This window comes from Polymorphospora sp. NPDC050346 (assembly GCF_040655695.1).
Lineage (GTDB): Bacteria > Actinomycetota > Actinomycetes > Mycobacteriales > Micromonosporaceae > Polymorphospora > Polymorphospora lycopeni.
This window is the reverse complement of record NZ_JBFAKM010000005.1, coordinates 1-22420: the sequence shown is the minus strand read 5'-3', so window position 1 is coordinate 22420 and position 22420 is coordinate 1. Positions and strand designations below refer to the sequence as shown.

Below are 22420 nucleotides of genomic sequence, written 5' to 3'. Positions count from 1 at the left end.
CCCCTCGTGGATCGGTTGTTTCACAGCCCCCGGGCGAGCAGGTCGGCCACGATCAGCCGGCCGAAGGCGAGGTTGCCGTGGATCGGGTCGTCGGGCTCGCACAGCGCGGCGCGTTGCAGGCCGGTCGCGTCGGTGACCCGGGCGCGTAGGTCGACGATCTCGACCCCCAGGTCGACGAGCGCGCGCCGCATGGTCTCCTGCGCCGCCATGAAAACCGCCCGGTCGGCCATGCCCGGCACCCGTTGTGGCGGCAGCACCGCGAGGACCCGTAGCCCCAGGTCGACGGCGTGCCGGTAGAAGACCAGCGCGTCGCGCGCCATCGCGCGCACGATGTCGTCGAACAGCCGGCTGGACAGGAAACCCGCCGGGAACCCGCCGTCACCGGACCGGTAGACGTGCCAGTTCTCGGTGGTGGCGAAGAAGTGGGCGCTCAGCCCGAACGTCGACACCAGCGGGATCGTGAGCTGGCCGATGTCGGCCACGGCCAGGTCGGTGAGAAAACCCCGGTAGAGCTTTTCGACCTCGGCGTCGCGGAACACCAGACCGTCGTTGCGTACGTCGAAGAAGTCGGCGTTGAAGTCGCGCCCGGAGCCGATCGGGCCGCCGACGAACGGCAGCCCGGCCGCCTTCGCCGCCCGGCCGATCGGCCCGGCGTGCGAGTCGCCGAGGAGCAGGAACCTAGCCGGCGTTGTAGTAGTCGAGGACGGCGTCGTCACAGAGCAGGTCACCCCCGTCACTGGTCCCGGTCGGGCCGACCGGTCGGGCCTCGGTGGGTCGCCCCTCGAGTGCGGCGAAGAAGTGGCGCATGACGAAGTCGACACCCGCCGGCGTCACCGCACGCAGGTTCGGCTCGAAGAAGACCCCCCGGAACGGGAAACCGGTGATGATCTCGTACGAGGGGAAGTAGTCGACGTGGTCGTGTTCGCGTGCCAACTGGCCGGCGGCGGCCCGCAGCACCGACTTCGAGTAGGTGGTGGCGACCAGCGCGTGCTCTCCGGTCGCGGTCGCCGTCAGTGGCACCGGCGACACCGTCAGCAGGACGGTCAGCCGGGGGTTGACGGCCCGGGCCAGCGCGACGGCGGCCGACAGGTCGGCGTAGACGTCGGCGACGGTGAAGTTGCGGAACTCGTGCCGGTCGGCGTCGAACGTGCCACGGACCGTGCCGGGGCAGACCGGGAAGACGGTCCCGGTGGGCCGGTCCCGCCACGCCTCGGTCAGCCCCAGCGTGAAGATGAGGCAGCCCGCCTCGGCGACCGCGGCCCGGATCGCCGCCAGCGTGACCCGCCGGGCGGCCAGCACCGCCTCCGCCGACGGGTGGCCGAGGGGTTCGACGGATGGCCGGTACGGGTCGAAGAACGCCCCGTCCTCGTTCCAGACCTCGTCGGGCGCCGCCACGTCGTCCAGTGCCCAGGTCAGCCACTGCCGCAGCATGGCGGCCGTGTAGATGTTGCCGGTGCGGAACGAGAACTGGCCGTACTGGCGGGCCCGGCGCTCGTCGCCGGTCAGCCCCGGCGGCGGCAGCTCCACCTCACGCCAGTTCATCCCGTACTCCAGCAGTGCGGGTCCGATGTGGCGGGCGAAGCACGAACCGGCGGTGAGGACCGGGTCGTCCGGGTCGACCACGAACTTCGGCGTCCACAGGTCGCCGATGTCCAGCATGTCCGGCTCGGCCACGGCGGTGCGCCAAAAGGACCGTGGCGGCAGCGACTGGTACGGGTTCATCGCGCCGCCAGGGGATCGGCGGCCAGCACCTTCGCCAGCAGCGCGGTGATGGTGGCCTGGTGCGGGAAGAGGAAGAAGTGTTCGCCGGGGAAGAACTGCCGGTGCAGGGGGCCGCTGGTCTCGCGCGCCCAGCCCGCCGTGCGGGCCGGCTCCACGTGCGGGTCCCGGTCCCCGAGCAACAGGTGTACGGGCAGGTCGAGCGGTGCCTCAACCCGGTATGTGTAGCGCTCGTCCAGCGCCAGGTCGGCGCGCAGCCCCGGCAGCAGCAGTTCCATCATCTCCGGATCGTCGAGCAGTTCGGGCGGGGTGCCGCCGTAGTCGCGCAGCGCCTCGATCAGCTCCGCGTCGGGCAGATCGTGCAACGGCTGCTCGATCGACCGGGTCTGCGGCCCCTCGGCACCCGCGACCCACAGGCTTCCCGGGACGGGCCGGCGGTTCCGGCGCAGGGCACGGGCCACCTCGAAGGCCACGAGCGCGCCGAGGCTGTGCCCGAAGAGGGCGAACGGCCGGTCGGCCCGCTCGGCGACCGCGTCGGCCAGCCGGGCGACCAGTTCGTCCAGGTCGTCCAGTGGCTCCTCCAACAGCCGGGCGCCCCGGCCGGGCAGTTGCGCGACCCACAGCTCGACGTCCGGGCCGAGCAACCGCTGCCAGGGCAGGAAGGCGGCGGCGTTGCCGCCCGCGAAAGGGAAGCAGAACAACCGTGCCGGCGCCTCCACATCGGATGCCCGGCAGAACCACTGATCAACAGTCATCGCGTCGCCTCGTTGATGATGCCGGCCACCGTACGGGCCGTCTCCGGCTCGACGATGCCGTAATGGGTGGTGTCGACGCGATGCCACGATGCCAGCGTGGGCAGATGGGCCCGCCACCGCCGGGCCTGCTCGTCCGCGGCGCCGAGGACCGGCAGCCCGGCCGTCGGGCGGCCCGCGAGCCACAGTCGGGCCGGCGTGGTCGCCAGCCTCGGCGGGGTGTGGTCCGCCATGCTCGCCAGGTTGGCCCGGCAGCAGCGGGCCAGCCCGTCGACGTACGCCGTCGCGGCCGGGCCGGCATCCGACACCGCCCCCAGCTCGTGGGCGAAGAGCGCCTCGAGCCGCTCGTCGTCGTACGCCCGGAAGGTCGGGCCGGCGTCCGGCGGCGGCGGGTCGAGCAGGTAGACCTCGTCGGCCGGCTGCCCGTCCGCCTCGGCCCGTGCCGCCATCGCCAGCGCCACCCAGGCACCGAAGGACCAGCCGGCGAGCCGCCAGCGCCACTCGTCGCGCGGGAAGCGTGCCTCCAACGCGGAGTGGTAGTGCGCGGCCCGCTCGGTCAGCGACCAGGCCGGCTGGTCGGCGTGCTGCAGCGCGGGATCGGCGACGAGGCAGACGGTGAGTCCGGGGTCGAGTTCGGACACCAGCGACCGGTATGCCTGGATGTCGCCGCCGACCGGGTGGACCAGGCAGAGCAGCGTCCGGCCGTGGCCCGCCTGCCAGACCTCCAGCGGTACGGCCGAACCGTCGGTCGGGGACGTCTCGCCGAGGAGGTCCAGCACCTCGTTCAGGCTCACCCGGTGGCTCAGCTGGGACAGGGCGAGGCCGATGCCGAAGCGCTCCTTCACCTCGTCGACCAGGTCCAGCAGCAGCAGCGAGTCGGCGCCGAGGTCGTACAGCGACGCGGCCGGGTCGAGCCGGTCGACATCCAGCCAGTGGCACAGCCACTTGGTCAGCTCGTCGGCCGCCGGCCGGGACGCCACGACCGGAACCGCGACCGGCGCCACGGCCGGCGGGGCGTAGAACCCCCGCGCCTCGTCCAGCGCCGTGGTGCAGACCAGCAGGTGCGGCAGCCGCAGCCGCAGCGCGTCCGCGAACAGCCGCCGGCCCTCGGCGACGGACAGGCCGACCGCCAGGTGCGCCCGGTGCCGGGCGTCGGTCGGCAGGGCGTCCCGGGCGATGCCCACCTCGTGCCAGACGTCCCAGTCGACGACGACCCGCGCCGTGGCCTCGCTCCCGGTCGTGCGGTGCCGGGCGAACCCGTCCAGCAGCCCGTTGGCGGCGGCGTAGTCGAGTTGACCGACCCCGCCGAACTGCGCCGACATCGAGGAGCAGTAGACCGCGAACGCCGGCCGGTAGTGCGCGACGATCCGTTCCACGAGCAGCGCGCCGCGGATCTTGCCGGCCGTCGCCAGCCGCATCGCGGCCGCGTCCCGCCGGGCGACCAGCCCACCGGCGGCGACCCCGGCGGCGTGGACGACCCCGTCCACGCGCCCCGTGTACGCGTCGAGCCGGGCCACCAGCTCGTCGGCAGGCGTCTCGGCCAGGTCCACCGCCACGACGTCGACCCGGTCGGCCCACGGGGCCAGCCCGGCCGGGAGGTGACCCCGCCGGGCCAGCAGGATCACCCGGCAGTCGCCCTGCTCCAGCAGCCACGACGCGATGCTCCCCCCGATGCCGCCGGTGCCACCGAGGACCACGTACACGGCCGGTCCAGCCGGCAGCGGCGCCGGGCCGGTGGACGGGCGTACCGGCAACAGGGCCTGCTCCCACCAGAAGCCGTCACGCAGCGCGAGCCGCCGGGGCGCCGACTCCGCCGGGAGATCCGACCTCGCCGACAGATCCGCCAGCGCGGACAGGGCCGTCGCCCAGTCCGCCGGGTCGCGGCTCGGCAGGTCGAGCCAGTGGCCGTCGACAGCGGATTCCTGGGGAGCCACCTCGCAGATCCCGGCCAGCAGCCCCAACTCGGGCCGGCGTACGTCGCCGGTCACCGGCTGGGCGTCGTACGACAGCCACCAGGCCCGCACCCGGTGGCGGTCCGGCCGGCCGGCGACCGCCGCCAGCAGCGCGGCCGGGGTGTCGACGCAGGCCCAGTAGGCGCGGTCCAGCGAGTCCGGGCCGACCGGTCCGGTGACGGCCAGCGGCAGCGCGTGCAGCCAGTCGATGTCGGCGCCGGCCAGCGCGTCGAGCAGCCGGCGTAGCGAGTCCGGGTCGGCCGGGTCGACCCGGTAGCTGTCCGGTGCCGCCCGGCTGAAACGGTCGGCGGCGACGACGGTCACCACCCGGTCGTAGGCTGCCCCGAACGCGCGTACCGCGGCCGGCGGAACCGGCTCGGCCGCCAGGACGACCAGCGTCGCCGGCCGGCGTACGTCGGCAGAGCCGGCGTGCCGCCACCGGATCCAGTGCGGCTGGTGCAGCCATTCCGCCTCGGGCACCCGCGCTGGCCACCCCTCCACTGCCGGCCCGGCTACCGGCGCGGGCAGCGGTCCGGTCACCGACGACGCCGGATCCGGCCCGGCCGGCGACGGTCCGGCCGGCGGTGTGGCCCGGGCGAAGTCGAAGTCGGCCAGCTCGAACGACGGCGGCGGGAAGTCCCAGGGAGCCGGCGCCGGCCCGGCCGGCCAGCGGATCGCCCGACCGGCCAGCCACGCGGCGACCAGCTCCGCGGCCGCCCCGGTGACCTCGACGGGCGCCGCCGCCACGGGTGCTGCCGCCACGGGTGTCACCTCGGCGGCGGTCCGGAGCCAGGCCACGGCGGCATCCGCGTCGGCGCACCCGGCCGCCATCCGCCAGCGTCCGGCGGGGCGGCCGGCCTGCAGGTGGCGCAGCACCTGCCGGAAGGTGTCGGGCCGGGCCGCGAGGTAGTCGGCGATCCGGCCGGCGTCGGCGCGCAGGGCGGCCGTGCTGCTGGCGGCGAGCACCACCACCGGTACGTCGGCCGGCGGCCGGGTGGCCGCCGGTTCGGCGGCCTCGACGACCAGGTGGGCGTTGGTGCCGCCGATGCCGAAGCTGCTCACCGCCGCCACCCTCGGCCGCCCGTCCGGCCAGGGGCGGGCCTTCGTGGGTATGTAGAACGGTGCCGGGTCGGTGCCGAGCCGTGGGTTGAGGCGCCGGAAGTCGACGTTCGGCGGAATCAGTCCACGGTGGATGGACAGGACGGCGCGGACCAGGCCGACGACGCCGGCCGCCGCACCGAGGTGGCCGATCTGGCTCTTCACCGAGGTGAGCGCGCATCGACCGGACTCGGCGAGGTCGTACGCCTGGCGCAGCGCGGCCACCTCGACCGGGTCACCCAACTCGGTGCCGGTGCCGTGCGCCTCGACGTAGCCGAGGTCGGTGCTGGAGTGACCGCTGCGGCGCAGCGCGGCGCGGATCACCTCGCGCTGCCCGGGGATCGACGGGGCGGTGTAGCCGAGCTTGTCGGCGCCGTCGTTGTTGACGGCCGATCCGGTGACCACCGCGTAGACGGTGTCGCCGTCGCGCCGGGCCAGCCGCAGCGGCTTGAGGACCACCACGCCGACCCCGCTGGCGCCGACGGTGCCGGCGGCGTCGTCGCTGAACGGCCGGCAGTGCCCGTCCGGCGAGAAGATGTGGTGCGGCCGGTAGCGGTAGCCGCCGGTCAGCAGCGGGTCGACCAGCACCCCGCCGACCAGCATCACGTCGCTGTCGCCCTGGCGCAGCAGGCCGGCGGCGACGTGTACGGCCACCAGCGAACTCGAGCAGGCCGCCTGCACGGTGAAGGCCGGGCCGGTCAGGCCCAGGTGGTAGGCGACCTTCGTCGCGAGGAAGTCCTTGTCGTGGTGCAGCGCCAACTGGAACTCGTCCGGCAGCCGGGCCGGGTCGCCTTTGCGCAGCATGGCCTGGAAGTACGTGTTCTCGCCGCAGCTCGCGAGCAGGCCGACCCGCTGCCCGGCCGGGTCGGCGATGCCGGCGTGCGCCAGCGCCTCGACACAGCTCATCAGCAGGTGCCGCTGCTGCGGGTCCATCAGCCGCGCGTCGGACCGGCTGATGCCGAAGTGCCCGGGGTCGAAGGCGAGCGGCCCGGCGAGCTGGCTGCGGGCCCCGACGAGGCCGTCGGCGGCGTCGAAGTGCTCGATCCCACGCTCGCCGGCCGCCACCATCGCCCAGAAGGCGGCCAGGTCGGAAGCGCCGGGCAGCCGTACGGCCATCCCGACGACCGCGACCGGCTCGTCCGCCGCCGGCCCGACCGCTGCGGCGACGGGAGCCGGCGCGGGCCGCCCCTCCAGGAACCGGGCCAGCCGACGGATGGTGACGTGCTCGAAGAGGTCGGGGATGGTCAGCGGCAACCCCTCGGCGGCACACCGCAGGTGGAACCGCATCAGACCGAGGCTGCCCGCGCCGCCGTCGAAGAAGCGCTGATCGGGAGCGATGGACACTCCGATCACCTCCTCGAACAGCCCGGCCAGCCGCGCCTCCAGCGCCGACAGGACCGGCGCCGCGAGGGGCCGCACCCGCAACTCCTCGCCCGGCGCGGCCAGCGCCCGTCGGCGGTCCAGCTTGCCGCTGGCCGTACGCGGCAGCTCCGGCAGGCACCGGAAGCGGTCGACGCGCACGTACGCGGGCAGCAGCCCGGCCAGGTGGCTGGCCAGTTCCTCCGCGCCCGGCGGGGTGGTCCGGCATTCCAGGCAGCCGACCAGGTGCTCGCCGTCGCGTACGACGACCGCGTTGACGACCGCCGGATGCCGCAGCAGCGCCGCCTCGACCTGGCCCAGCTCCAGCCGGTGGCCGCTCACCTTGACCTGCTGGTCGTCCCGGCCGAGATAGTGCAGCAGGCCGTCGCGGTCGAACCGGGCCTGGTCGCCGCTGCGGAAGAAGTGGCCGAGGCCGGGCAGTTCGACGAACCGGGCCTCGTCGAGCGCCGGGTCGCCCAGGTAGCACGGCGCCACCAGCGGCCCACCGATCAGCAGTTGCCCGGGGCAGTCCGGCGGTACGACCTCGTCGGCCCCGTCGACGACCCGCAGCCACATGTTGGCGATCGGGCGCCCGATCGCCGGCCGGACCGGCCAGCCGGCCGGGTCACCGTCCAGGCACAGGCTGCTGACCACGTGCGTCTCGGTCGGCCCGTAGTGGTTGAACAGGCGGGCGCCGGGAAGCCCGGCGAACCAGCGGCGGATGCTGTCGGTGCACACCAGTTGCTCGCCGGCGGTGACCACCTCCCGCAGCCTGACCGGGAACCGGCCGAGACGTACCCCGTGCTCGGCCAGGAGCTGCAACGCGACGTACGGCATGAAGATCCGCTCGATGCCGGCGCTGTCCAGGTGCTCCAGCAGCGCCGGCATGTCGTGCCGCCAGCCGCGCCGGGGCAGGTGCAGGGTGCCGCCGTCGCAGAGCGTGCCGAAGATCTCCTGGAAGGAGACGTCGAAGGAGAGCATCGAGAACTGGAGGGTGGCCGCCCGTCCGGCCAGGCCACCGGCCTCGACCTGCCACCGCAGCAGGTTGCACAGCATGGCGTCGCCGACCCGCACCCCCTTCGGAGTGCCGGTGGAGCCCGAGGTGAACAGCGTGTAGAGCGGCCGGCCGGCGTACGACGGCGCGGGTGGGGTGGCGGTGCGGGCCAGGACGACCGGGTGGCGGGGGTGCGCGCCCGCGTCGATGGCGTCGAGGGCGGCCTCGTCACCGGGCGACAACAGCACGCACAGCGGGTCGACCTGGGCGAGGATCTGGCGCAGCAACGCCGGCGGGTACGCCCGGTCGAGCGGCACGATGGTGAGGTTGAGCCGGGCCAGCGCCAGCAGCGCCACCACGTGCTCGACCGACGGCTCGAAGAACAGCGCGACGGCCGCGTCCCCGGCGGGCGCCGGATACCGCTGCGCGAGTTCGGCGGCGAGACCGCCGGCATACCCGTCGAGTTCGGCGTAGCTGAGCCGGCGGTCACCGGCGACGAGCGCCGTAACTGCGGCGTCGGCGCTTACCCGCCGGGCGAAGCCCTCGGCCACCGTCGCGTACGCCAGCTCGGCGGACTCGCCCCGGCCGGGTTCCGGCAGCCCGCCCCGATATGCCCGCACCAGGTCGGCCAGGGTGGACGTGCCGCCGCCGGCCAGCGCGTCGAGGCCCTGCCGGAAGAGGTCGACGAGCGCCGCCACGTCGGCCCCGTCGAAGTGGTCGCCGGCGTACTCCCACAGGCAGTCGAACCCGGCATCGTGCTCGACCACCGACAGGGTGAGCGGGCACTTGGTGCCGGCCGGAGCCAGCCACACCGGCCGGGCCACGCAGCCGGGCAGCGCCAGCGTCGAGAAGTCGGTGTTGTCGAGGACGAAGAGGAAGTCGAACAGCGGTGCGTCGGCGCCGAAGTCGTGGTCTTCGACGGCGTGCGCGAGTGCCACGTCCTGGGCGTCGAGCACCGGGCGCAGGGCGGCGGCCTGCCGCAGCAGTTGGGTGCGCAGTTCCTCGCGGGGCGCCAGCGCCAGCGGCAGCAGCACGGTGTTGGCGAACATCCCGACGCTGGGTGCGAAGTCGCGTACCGGCCGGTTCGCGACCGGGCTGGCGACGCGTGGATGGGTCCGGCCGGTGACGCCGTACACGGCCCACGCGAAGCAGGCCAGCAGCAGATGGAACCGGGTCAGCCCCAGCTCCGCGCCGACCCGGTCGAGCGCACTGCGGCGTACGGTGTCGACCGAGGTCTGGAGCAGGTGGTCGCCGGCCCCGTCCCGGAACGGTCGCATTGGCGCGGCGACCTCGTCGATCCCGGCGTAGTGGTCCCGCAGCGTGGCCCGCCGCGCCAGATAGGCCGGCCGGTCGAACCAGTCGGCCTGCCAGACGGCGTAGTCGAGCGGCGTCGGCACGTCCGTGCCGGTGTCGTCGTCCGTCCCGGCCCCGGCCGACGGTCCGGCCCCGGCCGACGGTCCGGCCCCGGCCGACGGTCCGGCCCCGGCCGACGGTCCGGCCCCGGCCGACGGGTCGGCCAGCGCCGAAGCGTAGTCGGCCGACAGGGAGCCGAACAGCACGTCGAGCGACCAGCCGTCGACGGCGATGTGGTGCAGGTGCAGCAACAGCGTCCCGCCGTCGTCGCCGGGCAGCCAGTACGCCCGCAGCATCCGCGACCGCGCCAGGTCGAACGGTACGGCGAACAGTGCCCGTGCCCGATCCTGCCAGCCGTCGTCCGGGTCCGGCCCGGGGTCGGCCCACGGGTCGTAGGGGTCGCCGACCTCCTGGAGCAGTCCCTCGGGCGCGGCCCGGAACCCGGTCCGCAGCGCCGGATGGCGGACCACCGCCCGCCGCAGCGCCTGCCGCAGCGCCGCGACGTCGACCCGGCCGCGCAGCTCGAACGCCAATCCGACGTGATAGGCCCCGGACCCCGGCGACCGCTGCTGCAACAGCCACAGCCGCTGCTGCTCCGAGGTGGCCGGCGCCGACCGCGCACCGGCCAGGGCGGCCGGCACCGGATACGGCGAACCGGCCACGCCCCGCGCCGCGTCGATCGCGGCGGCCAACTCGGCGAAGTCGCCGCGCAGGACCGTCGCCTGTGGCAGTTCCCCACCCCAGCGCCGCTGGACCTCGAAGCGCAGCCGCAGCGCCTTCAGCGAATCGCCACCGCTGGCGATCCACCGGTCGCCCGGCCGCAGGTCCGGTACGCCCAGCACCTCGCCGGCCAGCGCCAGCACCTCGGCCTGCCACGCCGTCGCGGGCGCACCGTCGTCGTCGCCCCGCCACGGCGGATCGTCGCGGCCCAGCAGCGCGTCCTGGTCCACCTTGCCGTTCGCGTTCAGCGGCAGGGCGTCGACCAGGTGGATCCGGTGCGGCCGCATGTACGCCGGCAGCGCCGCCGCCAGATGCCGATCCAGGTCCACGAAGGACAGATCAGGACCGGCCACCAGGTAGGCCAGCAGTTCGTTCACCCCGAGCGGGCCGCGCCGGGTGCACACGTACGCCTGGCGGACCGCCGGATGGGTGACGATCTGCCGTTCGACCTCGCCCGGCTCGACCCGGAAACCACGGACCTTGACCTGCCGGTCGACCCGGCCGACGTACTCGATGCGGCCCGCGGCGTCCTGCCGCACCAGGTCACCGGTGCGGTAGTACCGTTCCACCGGTTCGTCCAGCCACGGCAGCCGGACGAACCGGCCGGCCGTCTCCGCCGGCAGGTTGCGGTAGCCGGCCGCCAGCGCCTCGCCACCGAGATACAGCTCGGCGACCTCGCCCGGCCCGGCGACCCGGCCACCGTCGACCACCAGCAGCGCGTCGGTGCCCGGCAGCACCCCACCGATCGGCACCACCTCCCCGGCGAAGTCGCGTGGGATCGGATGGCACAGGGCGAACGTCGTCGCCTCCGTCGGGCCGTACACGTTGAACAGCCGGGTGCCGCTGGCCGCGTTGGCGTCGTACCAGCGGCGGATCAGCCGCGCGTTGAGCTGCTCGCCGCCGACCAGCACCTGACCGACCCCGGCGAAGCAGTCCGGCACCCGGTCGACGACCGCGTTGAACAGCGCCACCGTGATGAACGCCGTGTCGACCCGCTCGGCCCGCAGCGCGGCGGCCAGCAGGTGCGGTGTCGCCACCGTCTCGTCGTCGAGGACCACGCAGCGGCCACCGGTCAGCAGCGGCACCCAGACCTCGAAGCTCAACGCGTCGAATGCCGGGTTCGACATGCAGGCGTACCGGGCCGCCGGCGGCAGTTCGATGTAGCCCGGCCGGGCCAGCCGCAGGATGCCGGCGTCGCGTACCTCGACGCCCTTCGGCTGACCCGTGGTGCCCGAGGTGTAGAAGAGGAACGCGACCGGTGCGGGCGCCACCTCCGGCGGCGGCTCCCCACCGGCCCGCAACAGCCCGTCGACCGGCAGCGGCCGTACGCCGTCGGGCAGGTCGCCGGCTCCGTCGGGACCGTGGACCAGGGCGGTGACCGCCGCGTCGAGCAGCATGTGGCGCTGCCGATCGGGTGGACTCTGCCGGTCCAGCGGCACCACCGTCGCGCCCAGCCGCAGGATGCCGAGCATCGCGCAGACGAGCTGCCAGGAACGGGGGAGCCGGACCGCGACCGCCTGCCCGGGGCGTACCCCGGCGGCCCGTAGCGACCGGGCGACGGCGGCACTCCCGGCGTCCAGGTCGGCGTACCGCAGCCGCCGGTCGCCGTCGGACACCGCGACCGCGTCCGGCGTACGGCGCGCCTGGGCGAGCACCGCGCGGGCGAGGCCGGGCTCCATCACGCCTCCCGTACGGGTTGCCGGGCCGGAATCCGGTCCAGCTCGTCACGCAGCAGGCCGGCCACCCGGAGCACCTCCGCGCTCTCCAGGATGTCCCAGTGGTCGCAGTGCACCTGCTCCAGCCGGAAGTCGGCGCCGCGCCGCCGCCAGAAGCCGCGTACCTCGGCCAGGAAGTCCTCGCCGCGCCCGGCGGTCGCCTGCAACAGCACCAGCCGGGCCGGCGACGGCAACGTCGGATAGTCACGCATGGTGGTGCGGTTGTGGTTGTAGATCCGGTGGTACTGGTCGATCTGCCGGTCGTCGATCCCCGGATACATCCCGTTGAACTTGATCAGCTTGTCCCGGAACTCGGCCATGTCCACCGGCTCGATCGCGGCCCGATGGGCCGGGTCGTCCGTGCCGAGGGTGTCCAGCAGGACCACGCTCAGCCCGGGATGCCCGGCCAGCGCCAGCCGCCGGCCCATCTCGTACGCCACCAGCCCGCCGTACGACAGTCCGGTGAGGACGACCGGCCCGGACAGCAGCGGCTCGACCTGCCGCAGGTATGTCTCGGCCATCGCCTCGACCGTCGGCAGGAACTCCTCGCCCGGGTTCACCCCCGGCGACTGGATGCCGTACACGCCGACCGACTCGGGCAGCGCCTTGGCCAGCGACAGGTAGCAGAACGCGGTGCCACCGGCCGGGTGCACGCAGATCACCCGGGCGCCGCCGTCGCCGGCCCGGAACTCGATCAGGTTGCTCGGCGGCTTACCCGACGTGCCCCGCCGCAGCCGGCCGCCCAGCGCCTCGATCGTCGGGTGCAGCATGATCTCGTGCACCGGCAGTGGTACGCCGAACTCCTCGCCGACGGCGTGGGCCAGCTTGATCGCCGAGATCGAGGTGCCGCCGATGTCGAAGAACGAGTCGCTGATGCCGATGTCCGGCTGGAGCAGCAGCCGCTTCCAGATCTGGTAGAGCGTGAGTTCGATCTGGTCGCGCGGGCTGGCCAGGTTGACCTGCCACGGCATGTTCGCCCGTGCGAGCCGCAGCAGTTCGGCCCGGTCGAGTTTTCCGTTGGCGGTCTGCGGCAGGTGCGGCAGCTCCACGAACTGCGCCGGGATCATGTAGCCGGGCAGCCGCCGCGACAGTGCCGCCCGCCACTCGCTGTGCAGCAGCGGCGTCGCCTCGCCACGGCCGACCCCGGCCACCAGCCGTGGCTCGCCGGCCGCGTCCCGGTCGACCAGCACCACCGCCTCGTGCACGTCGGGCCGGTCGAGCAGCGCCGCCTCGATCTCGCCCAGCTCGATCCGGAATCCCCGCAGCTTGACCTGGTTGTCCCGCCGGCCGAGGTATTCGATGTCCCCGTCGGGCAGGAAACGGGCCAGGTCACCGGTGCGGTAGACGCGTTCGCCGGGCACGAACGGGTCGGCCACGAACCGGTCGGCGGTCAGCGCCGGCCGGCCCAGGTAGCCGCGGGCGAGTCCGGCACCGCCGATGTAGATCTCGCCGGTCACTCCCACCGGCACCGGTTCCAGCCGCTCGTCGAGCAGGTAGACGCGGGTGTTGGCCAGCGGCCGGCCGATCGGGCACTGCCGTGCCAGCGGCCGCGGGTCGAGGTAGGCGGTGCTGTAGACGGCGGTCTCGGTCGGCCCGTATCCGTTGAGCACCCGAAGGCCGGGCAGGACCTCCTGGATCCGGTGCAGGCCCTGCTCCGGCAGCGGCTCCACGCCGACCAGGAGCTGCCGCAGCGCCAGCCCGGCCAGCCGGGCGGGGTCCTCGTAGAGCCACCGGACGAAGGCCGGCGGCAGGTATGCCTGCACGATCCGGTGCTCGCGCAGCCAGCCCATCAGCGCGGCCGGATCGGCCCGCACCTCCTCTGGTACGAGGTGGAGGGCACCACCGGTGGTCAGCGGCAGGAAGATCTCCTGCACCGAGACGTCGAAGCCGATGCTCGACCACAGTGCCGCCGCCTCGCCGGGTACGGCGCCCAGCCGCGACACCCAGTGGTCGAGGAGGTTGGCGATGCTGCCGTGGGCGACCGCGACCCCCTTCGGCCGGCCGGTGGAACCCGACGTGTAGATCACGTACGCCAGGTCGGCGGCATGCGGGGCGACGTCGGGCGGCGCGTCCGACCGCCCCTCCGCCTCGACCGAGACGATGTCCTCGACCGTGATGCCCTCGGCCGCGATGCCGGTCTCGGACCCGGCCCCGTCGGCGAGCACCAGCACCGGTGCCGCGTCGTCGACCATGCCGGCCAGCCGGGCCGGCGGCAGGGTCGGGTCCAGCGGCAGATAGGCGGCGCCGGCCTTCAGGATGCCCAGGATCGCGACGACCAGTTCGACGCCGCGCCCCGCGTGCAGGCCGACGACCTGGTCGGCGCGTACGCCCCGGGCGATCAGCGCGTGCGCCAGCCGGTTCGACCGCCGGTCCAGCGTGCCGTAGTCGAGCCGTCCGCCGGCACCGGCCACGGCGAGCCGGTCGGGGTGCCGCCGCGCCTGCTCCCCGAACCGCTCGACCAGGCTGGACCCGGTCACGGGCCGCCCGGTGCGGTTCCAGTCGACCACCTGCCGCCGCCGCTCGGCCGGCCCGAGCAGGCGCAGCGCACCCACCGGCACCGACGGGTCGGCGGCCACCTGCCCGAGCAGGCGTACGAAATGGTCGGCCATCCGGGCGACCGTCGCCGCGTCGAACAGGTCGGTGTTGTATTCGAAGGTGAGATGCAGCCCGTCGGCCTGCTCGGCGGCCTCGACCGACAGGTCGAACTTCGCGGCGCCGGTGCTGCTCGCCAGCGGCCGCAGCGCCAGATCCGGCAGGTCCACCTGCCCGCGCGGGATGTTCTGCAACACCAGCATCACCTGGAACAGCGGCGAGTAGCTGGTGTGCCGTTCCGGTTTCAGCGCGTCCACCAGCTGCTCGAACGGCAGGTCCGGATGGGCGTACGCGTCGAGCAGGTGCCGGCGTACGTCGGCCAGCAACGCCGCGAACGGCTGCCCCGGGTCCAGCCGGTTACGGATCACCACGGTGTTGATGAAGTGGCCGATCAGGCCCTCGACCTCACGGTGGTTGCGGTTGGCGAACGGGGTGCCGACGCAGACGTCGTCCTGGCCGCTGTACCGCCACAGCAGCACCGACAGGGCGGCCATCAGCGTCATGAACAGCGTCGCGTCGCCGGCCCGGCCGACCTCCCGCAGGCCGTGGAGCACGTCGGCACCGACCACGACGCCGTGACAGTCGCCGCGGTAGCGCTGCACCGCCGGCCGGGGCCGGTCGGTCGGCAGCGCCAGCAGTGCCGGCGCCCCGGCCAGGGTCCGGGTCCAGTAGCCGAGCTGGCGCTCCAGTTCGCCACCGGCCAGGTGCCGGCGCTGCCACAGCGCGTAGTCCGGGTACTGGATCGGCAGCTCCGCCAGCGGGCTCGCCGCGCCCCGCGCGTACGCCCCGTAGAGCGTGGTCACCTCGCCGATCAGGATGCCGATCGACCAGCCGTCGGCCACCGTGTGGTGCACGTTGAGCAGCCAGCGGTGCTCGTCGTCGGCGAGCCGGAGCAGGCTGCTGCGCAGCAGCGGCCCGGTGGCCAGGTCGAACGGTGCCCGCGCGTCGGCTTCGACGGCCTCGTCGGCCCGCCGTCGCCGTTCCGGGTCGGGCAGCCCGCCGAGGTCGGTGACCGGCAGGGCGACCGGGCCGGCCGGGCGTACGACCTGGCAGGGTTCGCCGTCGACGTCCGCGAAGACGGTGCGCAGCGCCTCGTGCCGGCGGACCACCTCGGTCAGCGCCCGGGCCAGCGCCGCCACGTCCAGCGCGCCGGTGATGTCGAAGGCGACCGGGTTGTTGTAGAACGGGTTGCCCGGCGAGAGCTGGTCGAGGAACCACAGTTGGCGCTGGGCGTACGCGAGCGGCAGCGGCGCGTCCGACACCGGCCGGCGCGGGATCGTCTCCGGATCGGAGCCGGTCAGGATCGCGATCAACTGTTCCTTGTGGAGCTTCAGCTCGGCCAGCAGCTCCGGGGTGAGCACGTCCCGCGGCGCCTGCAGACGCAGCCGGTCGCCGTCGACCAACAACCCGACGGAGTGCCGGTTGAGCGTGTCGAGCAACTCGAAGGCGTTCATATCTCGACCGTGATGGTGTCGGTGGACCCGGCGTCGGCCGGGCGCGGCCCGGGAATGCCGGGGTCGGGGCGGGTGCCGCCGACCAGCGAATAGACCAGCCGGTGCGACGTGTCCAGGTCGAACAGCGCGGCCAGCTCGTCGGTCTCCAGCGAGCCGATCCCGCACAGGCCGAGACCGTGGTCGGCGGCGGCCATCGTCAGCAGTTGGGCCATCGCACCCGCCTCGATGTTGCAGAAGGCCACGCTCTGCTCCGGGTAGAGCGGGTCGATCGCGGCCCGCTGCGCCACCAGGAACAGTGCGAATGCGGCGGACTCGAAGACCGGCCGGTTGACGAAGTAGTCGTAGGCGTCCGGGCTCAGCTCGCGCTCACCACCGAGCGCGACCAGCCGGTGCGTCGCCGGATCGTGGTAGTACGCCCCGCCCGGCACCCCGGTGACCCGGTCCGGCTTGACGTAAAGGTATGTCTGCACCGGGTAGGTGCCGCCGGCCGAGCCGTACTGGAACTTCGCCCGGCCGTCCACCTGCCGCTGCGCCAGCGCGGCCAGGAGCAGGCCCAGCGCGTGCGCCGGCACCGGGTCCGCGCCGAAGCGGCGCACCGAACGGTAGTCGGTGTAGCGGCGGGCGAAGCCCGGGTCGGCCGGCGCGGCCAGCGCCACCTGCCCGGTCGCCGGCGGGAAGACCCGCCGGCCCTCGCCACGCGCCTTGAACTCGGCGCGGGCGGCCGGGTCGTCGACCACCGCCCGCTGCGCCCGCGCGACGACGGCCCGCTGGGCGACGTGCTCGCGATACATGCCGAGCAGGTCGGCCAGGGTGGGCTGGCGCATCAGCCGGGCCAGCTTCGGTCGGAAGCCCAGCTCGCCGGAGAGCGCGTTGGCGAGCCGTACGATGTCGATCGACGTGGCGCCGAGCAGCAGCAGGTTGGCGTCCGGCGCGACGACCGGCACGTCGAGGATCTCGGTGACGATCTTCACCAGGCGGTCCTCGGCCGGGTCGTCGAGCACCAGCGCCGCGACCACGGGCACCGCCGACGGCCGCGGGTCGGGCAGTTGGCCCCGGTCGACCTTGCCGTTGGCCGACAGCGGCAACGCGTCGAGGAACGTGAACGACGCCGGCACCATGTACGCCGGCACCCGCCGCTCCAGGTGCTCGACCAGGACGGCGGCGTCGAGGGCGGCACCGTCGGGGACCACGTACGCGGCCAGCCGCTTGTCGGCCTGCGCCGCGCCGATCAGCCGCAGCGCCGCGGCGCGTACGCCCGGATGGCTCTCCAGCGCCGACTCGATCTCACCCAGTTCGACCCGGTAGCCGTTGACCTTGACCTGGTCGTCCTCCCGGCCGAGGAACTCGATCGAGCCGTCCGGTCGCAGCCGCCCCAGGTCACCGGTGCGGTAGAGCCGTTCACCGGTGACCGGATGGAGCACGAAGCCGGCCGCGGTCGCCGCCTCGTCCCGCCAGTACCCCCGAGCCAGGCCGATCCCACCGATGTAGAGCTGGCCGACGGCCCAGGTCGGCCGGGTACGCAGCGCCTCGTCCAGCACGTAGAACCGCTGGTTGGCCAGCGCCCGGCCGTACGGGATGCTGCGCCAGGCCGGGTCGATCTCGCCGATCGGGTGGTGGATCGACCAGATCGACGCCTCGGTGGCGCCGCCGAGACTGTGCACGTCGACGTCGGGCAGCAGCGCCCGCAGCCGCCCCGGCAGCGGCAGCGGAATCCAGTCACCGGACAGCATCACCAGCCGCAGCGACGGCGGCAGCGGGTTACCGCCCTCGGCGTGGTCGACCAGCATCCCGGCCAGGGCCGGCACCGAGTTCCAGACGCTGACCCGGTGCGTCCACGCCAGCTCCGACCAGTGCACCGGGTCGCGGGCCAGTTCGGGATCGAGCGTCACGACCGCCGCACCGGCGGCGAGCGTGCCGAAGATGTCGAAGACGGAGAGGTCGAAGCTGAGCGCGGAGACGGCCAGCACCCGGTCGGCGGGCCCGACACCGAAGCGCCCGTTGACGTCGAGCAGGGTGTTGACCGCGCCCCGGTGGTCGATCATCACGCCCTTCGGGGTGCCGGTGGAGCCGGACGTGTAGATCACGTACGCCAGGTCGGTGTCGGCCACCGCGACCGGCCGCGGCTCCGGGCCGCCGGCCCCGACCGTGGTCGCATCGACCACCAGGTGCCCGACACCGTCGGGTACGGCGACCGGGGCGGGACCCACCAGGGCCAGTTCCGCCCCGGCCCGCTCCAGCACCCGGGCCACCCGCTCCGCCGGCCAGTCCGGATCGACCGGCAGGTAGGCGCCGCCGGCGTAGAGCACCGCCAGGGTGGCGACGACCTGCTCCCAGCCCCGGTCGAGCAGCACCGCGACGAGCTGCCCGGGACGTACGCCCCGGTCCTGCAGGCGGCCGGCGAGCCGCCGCGCCTCGGTGCGCAGCGTCGCGTAGTCCAGCCGACGGTCCGGGGCCAGCACGGCGGGCGCGGCCGGGGTCGCCAGCGCCTGCCGGTCGAACAGCTCGTGCATCAGCGGACCCGGGGCCGGCAGCGCGGCCGGTGCCGGCGGCGCCACCGGACCGTCCACCGTGGTGTGCCAGGCGGCGGCGTCCGTGAGCCGGCCGAGCAGCGTCCGGTAGGCGGCGAACATCTCGGCGACCAGCCCGGCGGGGAACAGCTCGTCGATGCTGTCCCAGTTGAAGTGCAACCGTCCCTCGGCCTCCAGGACCGTGTGGTCGATCCAGACCTGCGGCGTCTGGGTGATGCCGTGGACGACCTCACCGTTCAGCGCCGCCGGCAGACCGCTGTCACCGGACTCGGGCGCCAGCTCGCTCAGCGTGCTGTTGAAGACGACCGGCAGCGCGGCGTGCCGCGTCCCCCGGGCCCGGGCGAGTTCCCGGTTGACCCGTACGCCGCTGACCGCGGCGTGGTCGATGTCCTGCCACAACTGCTCCTGCACCGCGCGGGCCCGGGTCACGAAGTCGACCCCGGCCGGCACGTCGACCTCCACCAGCACCAGCGAGGTGAAGTCGCCGATCACCGCGTTGATGCCCGGATGCAGCGGCAGCCGGTTGAACAGCGGCAGGCTCAGCGTGAACCGGGACTGCCGGCTCCACCTGGCCAGCACCTGCGCGAACGCGGTCAGCAGCAGCACCGACGGGGTCACCCCGTAGCGGCCGGCCGCCGCCTTCAGCCGGCCCCACTGCTCGGCCGGCAGCACCTCGTCGTACCGGGTGAAACGCGGCCGCTCGACGCTCTCCGGCTGGCGTTCCAGCGGCAGCCCGGGCGCCGGCGCCAGCGTGCCGACCCGCTCCCGCCAGTAGGCGAGCGCCCGGTCGTAACGCGGCGTCCGGCGCAGTGCCCGCTCGGCCAGCACGTAGTCGCGGAAGTTCACCGTGAGCGGCGGCAGGTCGGCGTCCGGGTCGGCGTAGAGCAGCCCCAGCTCGTGCTCCAGGATCTGCCCGCTGGCCGCGTCGACGATCAGCGCGTCGATGCTGACGTGCAGCCGCGCCTCCCCGTCGAGCAGCGTCAACGCGAACTCGAACAGCGGCCACCGGCCGGCGTCGAGCAACTGGTGCGACATCCGCTCCCGGATCTCGGCCAGCCGCCGCCCGACGGTCTCCGGATCGAGCCCGCGCAGGTCGTGCCGGGCCATCGGGTAAGACGGCACGGTCGCCAGGACCCGCTGGGTGCCGTCGTGGAAGACCGCCCGCAGCATGTCGTGCCGGGCGATCAGCCGGTCCAGCGCACGCCTGAAGCGTCCCTCGTCGAACTCGCGCAGCCGCAGCTCGCTGTAGCCGTGCGCGCCGACCCCACCGAGCTCGATCGTCGACTCGCGGCCGACCCAGTACGCCTCCTGGATGTCGGTGAGCGGGAACGGTTCGTGCCGGCCGGCCGGGTCGGGGGTGAGCGCCGGCAGGTCGACGACGACGGGCGGGTCGTGCCGCGCCAGTTCGGCCACGAGGTCGGCCAGGACCGGCTTCTGGAAGAGGGTGCGCAGCGACAGGCCCGCCGCCATCCGCTGGTTCACGGCGTGGACGAGGCGGGTCGCCAGGAGCGAGTGCCCGCCCAGCGCGAAGAAGTTGTCGTACGCCCCGATCCGGTCGCGGCGCAGCACCTCGGCCCAGATTTCGGCCATCCGGGCTTCCCGGTCGTCGCGCGGCGCGACGTAGGCGGTCGCGTCGTCCGCCTGCTCCGGGGCGCGCAGCGCCCGCCGGTCGAGCTTGCCGTTCGCGGTCAACGGCAACCGGTCCAGCACCACCCACCGGGTCGGCACCAGATGCCCGGGCAACCGCCGGCGCAGGTGGTCGCGGGCCACCTCGGCGGTGACCTCACCGGCCAGGTAGCCGACCAGGTGCGGGTCACCGGGCGAGTCCTCGCGCAGCAGCACCGCCGCCTCGCGTACGCCCGGCACGTCCCGCAGCGCGCTCTCGATCTCGCCCGGCTCGACCCGGAACCCACGTACCTTCACCTGGTCGTCGGCCCGCCCGGCGAACTCGATGGTGCCGTCGGCGCGCCGGCGGACCAGGTCACCGCTGCGGTACATCCGCTCGCCCGGCCCGGCGAACGGGTCGGGATGGAACCGGGCCGCCGTCAGGCCGGACCGGTTGAGGTAGCCGCGCGCCAGGCCGGTGCCGCCGATGTACAGCTCGCCGAGCACGCCGTCCGGCACCGGTTCGAGCCGTCCGTCGAGCACGTAGAGCCGGGCACCCGCGATCGGGCGGCCGATCGGCGGCAGCGCCGGCCAGCTCGCCGCGTCGGCGGTGGCCAGCGCGAACTGGCTGACCACGTGGGTCTCGGTGGGCCCGTACTGGTTGTAGAGGTAATCGCCACCGAGCCCGACCAGCAGGGCCCGGACGTCGTCGTTGACCCGCAGCGCCTCACCGGCGGTCACGATCTCGCAGCCCGGCGCGAGCGGGGCGACCGCCCCGGTGAGGCCGGCCATCTGGTGCAGCACCGCCGCCGGCAGGAACGCCCGCCGGACGCCCCGCTCGGCGATGAACCGGCGCAACTCACCGAGGTCGCGACCGTGCTCCTCGTCCATCAGCACCAGCTCGCCGCCCTGGCACAGGGTGCTCCAGATCTCCTGGAACGACACGTCGAAGCTGATCGAGGCGAACTGCAGCACCCGCTCCGGTGCCGGGCTGCCCGGTGCCGCGAAACGCAACTGCCAGTCGACCAGGTTGTCGAGGCACCGCCAGGTCTGCGCCACCCCCTTCGGCTGACCGGTGGAGCCGGACGTGTAGATCACGTAGGCGAGGTGGTCGGGTCCGGCCGCCGGCTCCGGGGCGCCGGTCGGGTGCCCGGCCCAGCGCGACTGGTCGGTGTGGAGGTCGATCGCGGGCGGCGCGCCGGGGAGGTCGGCGACGGCAGCGGTGTCGCCGGCGGTCAGCAGCAGGACCGGGGCGCTGTCGCGCAGCATGTACGCCAGCCGGTCGGCCGGGTAACCCGGGTCCAGCGGTACGTACGCGCCACCGGCCCGGAGGATCGCGACCAACGCCACGACCAGGTCCGGTGAGCGGCGCAGGCAAACCGCGACCAGCGAGTCCGGACCGACTCCCCGCTCCCGCAGGTGGTGGGCGAGCTGGTTGGCGCGGCGGTCGAGTTCGGCGTAGCGCAGCGCTCCGCCCTCGAACGAGACCGCCACGGCGTCGGGGGCGGTGCCGACCCGGCTGTCGAACCGGGCCCGGATGCCCCGCTCGACCGGCGACGTACGGGCCTGGCTCAGCACCCGCACCCGGTCCCGCTCGTCGAGCAGGCTCAGTTCGGTCACCGGGCGTTCGGGGTGGTCGGCCATCTGGGTCAGGACCCGGTGCAGGTAGCGGGTGTATCGGCGGGCGGTGTCGGTGTCGAACAGCGCGGTGGCGTATTCGAGGCTGCCGGTGATCCGGCCGCCCTGCTCGGCCAGGGCGAGGACCAGGTCGAACTTGGCGCTCGTGTACGGGAACGGCAGCGCGGTGACCTCGATGCCGGGCAGCGCCAGCTCGCCGTCCTCGTTGTTCTGCCAGGCGAACATCACCTGGAACAGCGGCGCGTGGGCGAGGCTGCGGGTGGGGTTGGCGAGTTCGACGACCTGTTCGAAGGGGAGGTCCTGGTGTTCGAGGGTGGTCAGCGAGAGGTCGCGGACGCGGTCGAGGAGTTCGGTGACGGTCGGGTTGCCGGTGAGGTCGACGCGTAGGGCGAGGGTGTTGACGAAGAAGCCGATGAGGTCTTCGAGTTCGGCGCGGCGTCGGTTGGCGGTGGGGGTGCCGATGACCAGGTCGGTCTGGCCGGAGAGCCGGGAGAGCACGATCGCCCAGCCGGTCAGCAGGGTCATGAACAGGGTGCCGCCGTGCCGGGCACCGAGCGCCTTGAGGGCCGCCGTCAGGTCGGCGTCGAGGTCCAGCGCCAACTGGGCGCCGGCGTGGTCCTGTTCGGCCGGCCGGGGGCGGTCGGTGGGGAGTTCGAGCAGGGCCGGTGCGTCGGCGAGGGCCTGTCGCCAGTACGTCTCCTGTCGGGCGAGTACGCCGTCGGCGAGCCACTGCCGCTGCCAGGCGGCGTAGTCGGCGTACTGGATCGGCAGCGGCGGCAGCGGGTCGGTGTCACCTCCGTGGAACGCGGTGTAGAGGACGCCGAGTTCCCGGGTGAGCACCCCCATCGACCAGCCGTCGGAGACGATGTGGTGCATCGTCAGCAGCAGCACGTGCCGGTCGGGGGCGAGCACGACCAGCCGGCCCCGGATCAGCGGCCCGG

General features: G+C 74.0%; 6 protein-coding genes. All 6 read right to left on the bottom strand.

What is annotated here, in order from left to right; translation table 11 throughout:
- Positions 1–20: 20 nt before the first annotated feature.
- From AB0I42_RS06870 to AB0I42_RS06845, 6 genes are read right to left on the bottom strand one after another with little or no spacing between them, the layout of a single operon-like run.
- Positions 21–716, bottom strand: coding sequence for a hypothetical protein (locus tag AB0I42_RS06870; protein WP_357534891.1), 696 nt, complete (start codon positions 714–716; stop codon positions 21–23).
- A complete protein-coding gene (locus tag AB0I42_RS06865; protein ID WP_357534890.1) occupies positions 679–1722 on the bottom strand; it encodes a GSCFA domain-containing protein in 1044 nt (347 codons plus the stop codon). The genes AB0I42_RS06870 and AB0I42_RS06865 overlap by 38 nt, the downstream gene beginning before the upstream one ends.
- On the bottom strand, positions 1719–2474 hold the full coding sequence (locus AB0I42_RS06860) for an alpha/beta fold hydrolase (protein ID WP_357534889.1): 756 nt from the start codon (positions 2472–2474) through the stop codon (positions 1719–1721). Before AB0I42_RS06860 ends, AB0I42_RS06865 begins: the two co-directional genes overlap by 4 nt.
- Positions 2471–11626, bottom strand: a complete 9156-nt coding sequence (locus tag AB0I42_RS06855; RefSeq protein WP_357534888.1) for an amino acid adenylation domain-containing protein — start codon at positions 11624–11626, stop codon at positions 2471–2473. The genes AB0I42_RS06860 and AB0I42_RS06855 overlap by 4 nt, the downstream gene beginning before the upstream one ends.
- Positions 11626–15708 (bottom strand): amino acid adenylation domain-containing protein, encoded by a 4083-nt coding sequence (locus tag AB0I42_RS06850; RefSeq protein WP_357534887.1) that lies wholly within the window; start codon positions 15706–15708, stop codon positions 11626–11628. Before AB0I42_RS06850 ends, AB0I42_RS06855 begins: the two co-directional genes overlap by 1 nt.
- On the bottom strand, positions 15705–22409 hold the full coding sequence (locus AB0I42_RS06845; protein WP_357535241.1) for an amino acid adenylation domain-containing protein: 6705 nt from the start codon (positions 22407–22409) through the stop codon (positions 15705–15707). The genes AB0I42_RS06850 and AB0I42_RS06845 overlap by 4 nt, the downstream gene beginning before the upstream one ends.
- Positions 22410–22420 lie beyond the last annotated feature (11 nt).

Coding starts and splice junctions, on each gene's coding strand:
- AB0I42_RS06860 (WP_357534889.1), bottom strand. CDS start 2,474: ATGACTGTTGATCAGTGGTTCTGCCGGGCATCCGATGTGGAGGCGCCG.
- AB0I42_RS06865 (WP_357534890.1), bottom strand. CDS start 1,722: ATGAACCCGTACCAGTCGCTGCCGCCACGGTCCTTTTGGCGCACCGCC.
- AB0I42_RS06855 (WP_357534888.1), bottom strand. CDS start 11,626: ATGGAGCCCGGCCTCGCCCGCGCGGTGCTCGCCCAGGCGCGCCGTACG.
- AB0I42_RS06850 (WP_357534887.1), bottom strand. CDS start 15,708: ATGAACGCCTTCGAGTTGCTCGACACGCTCAACCGGCACTCCGTCGGG.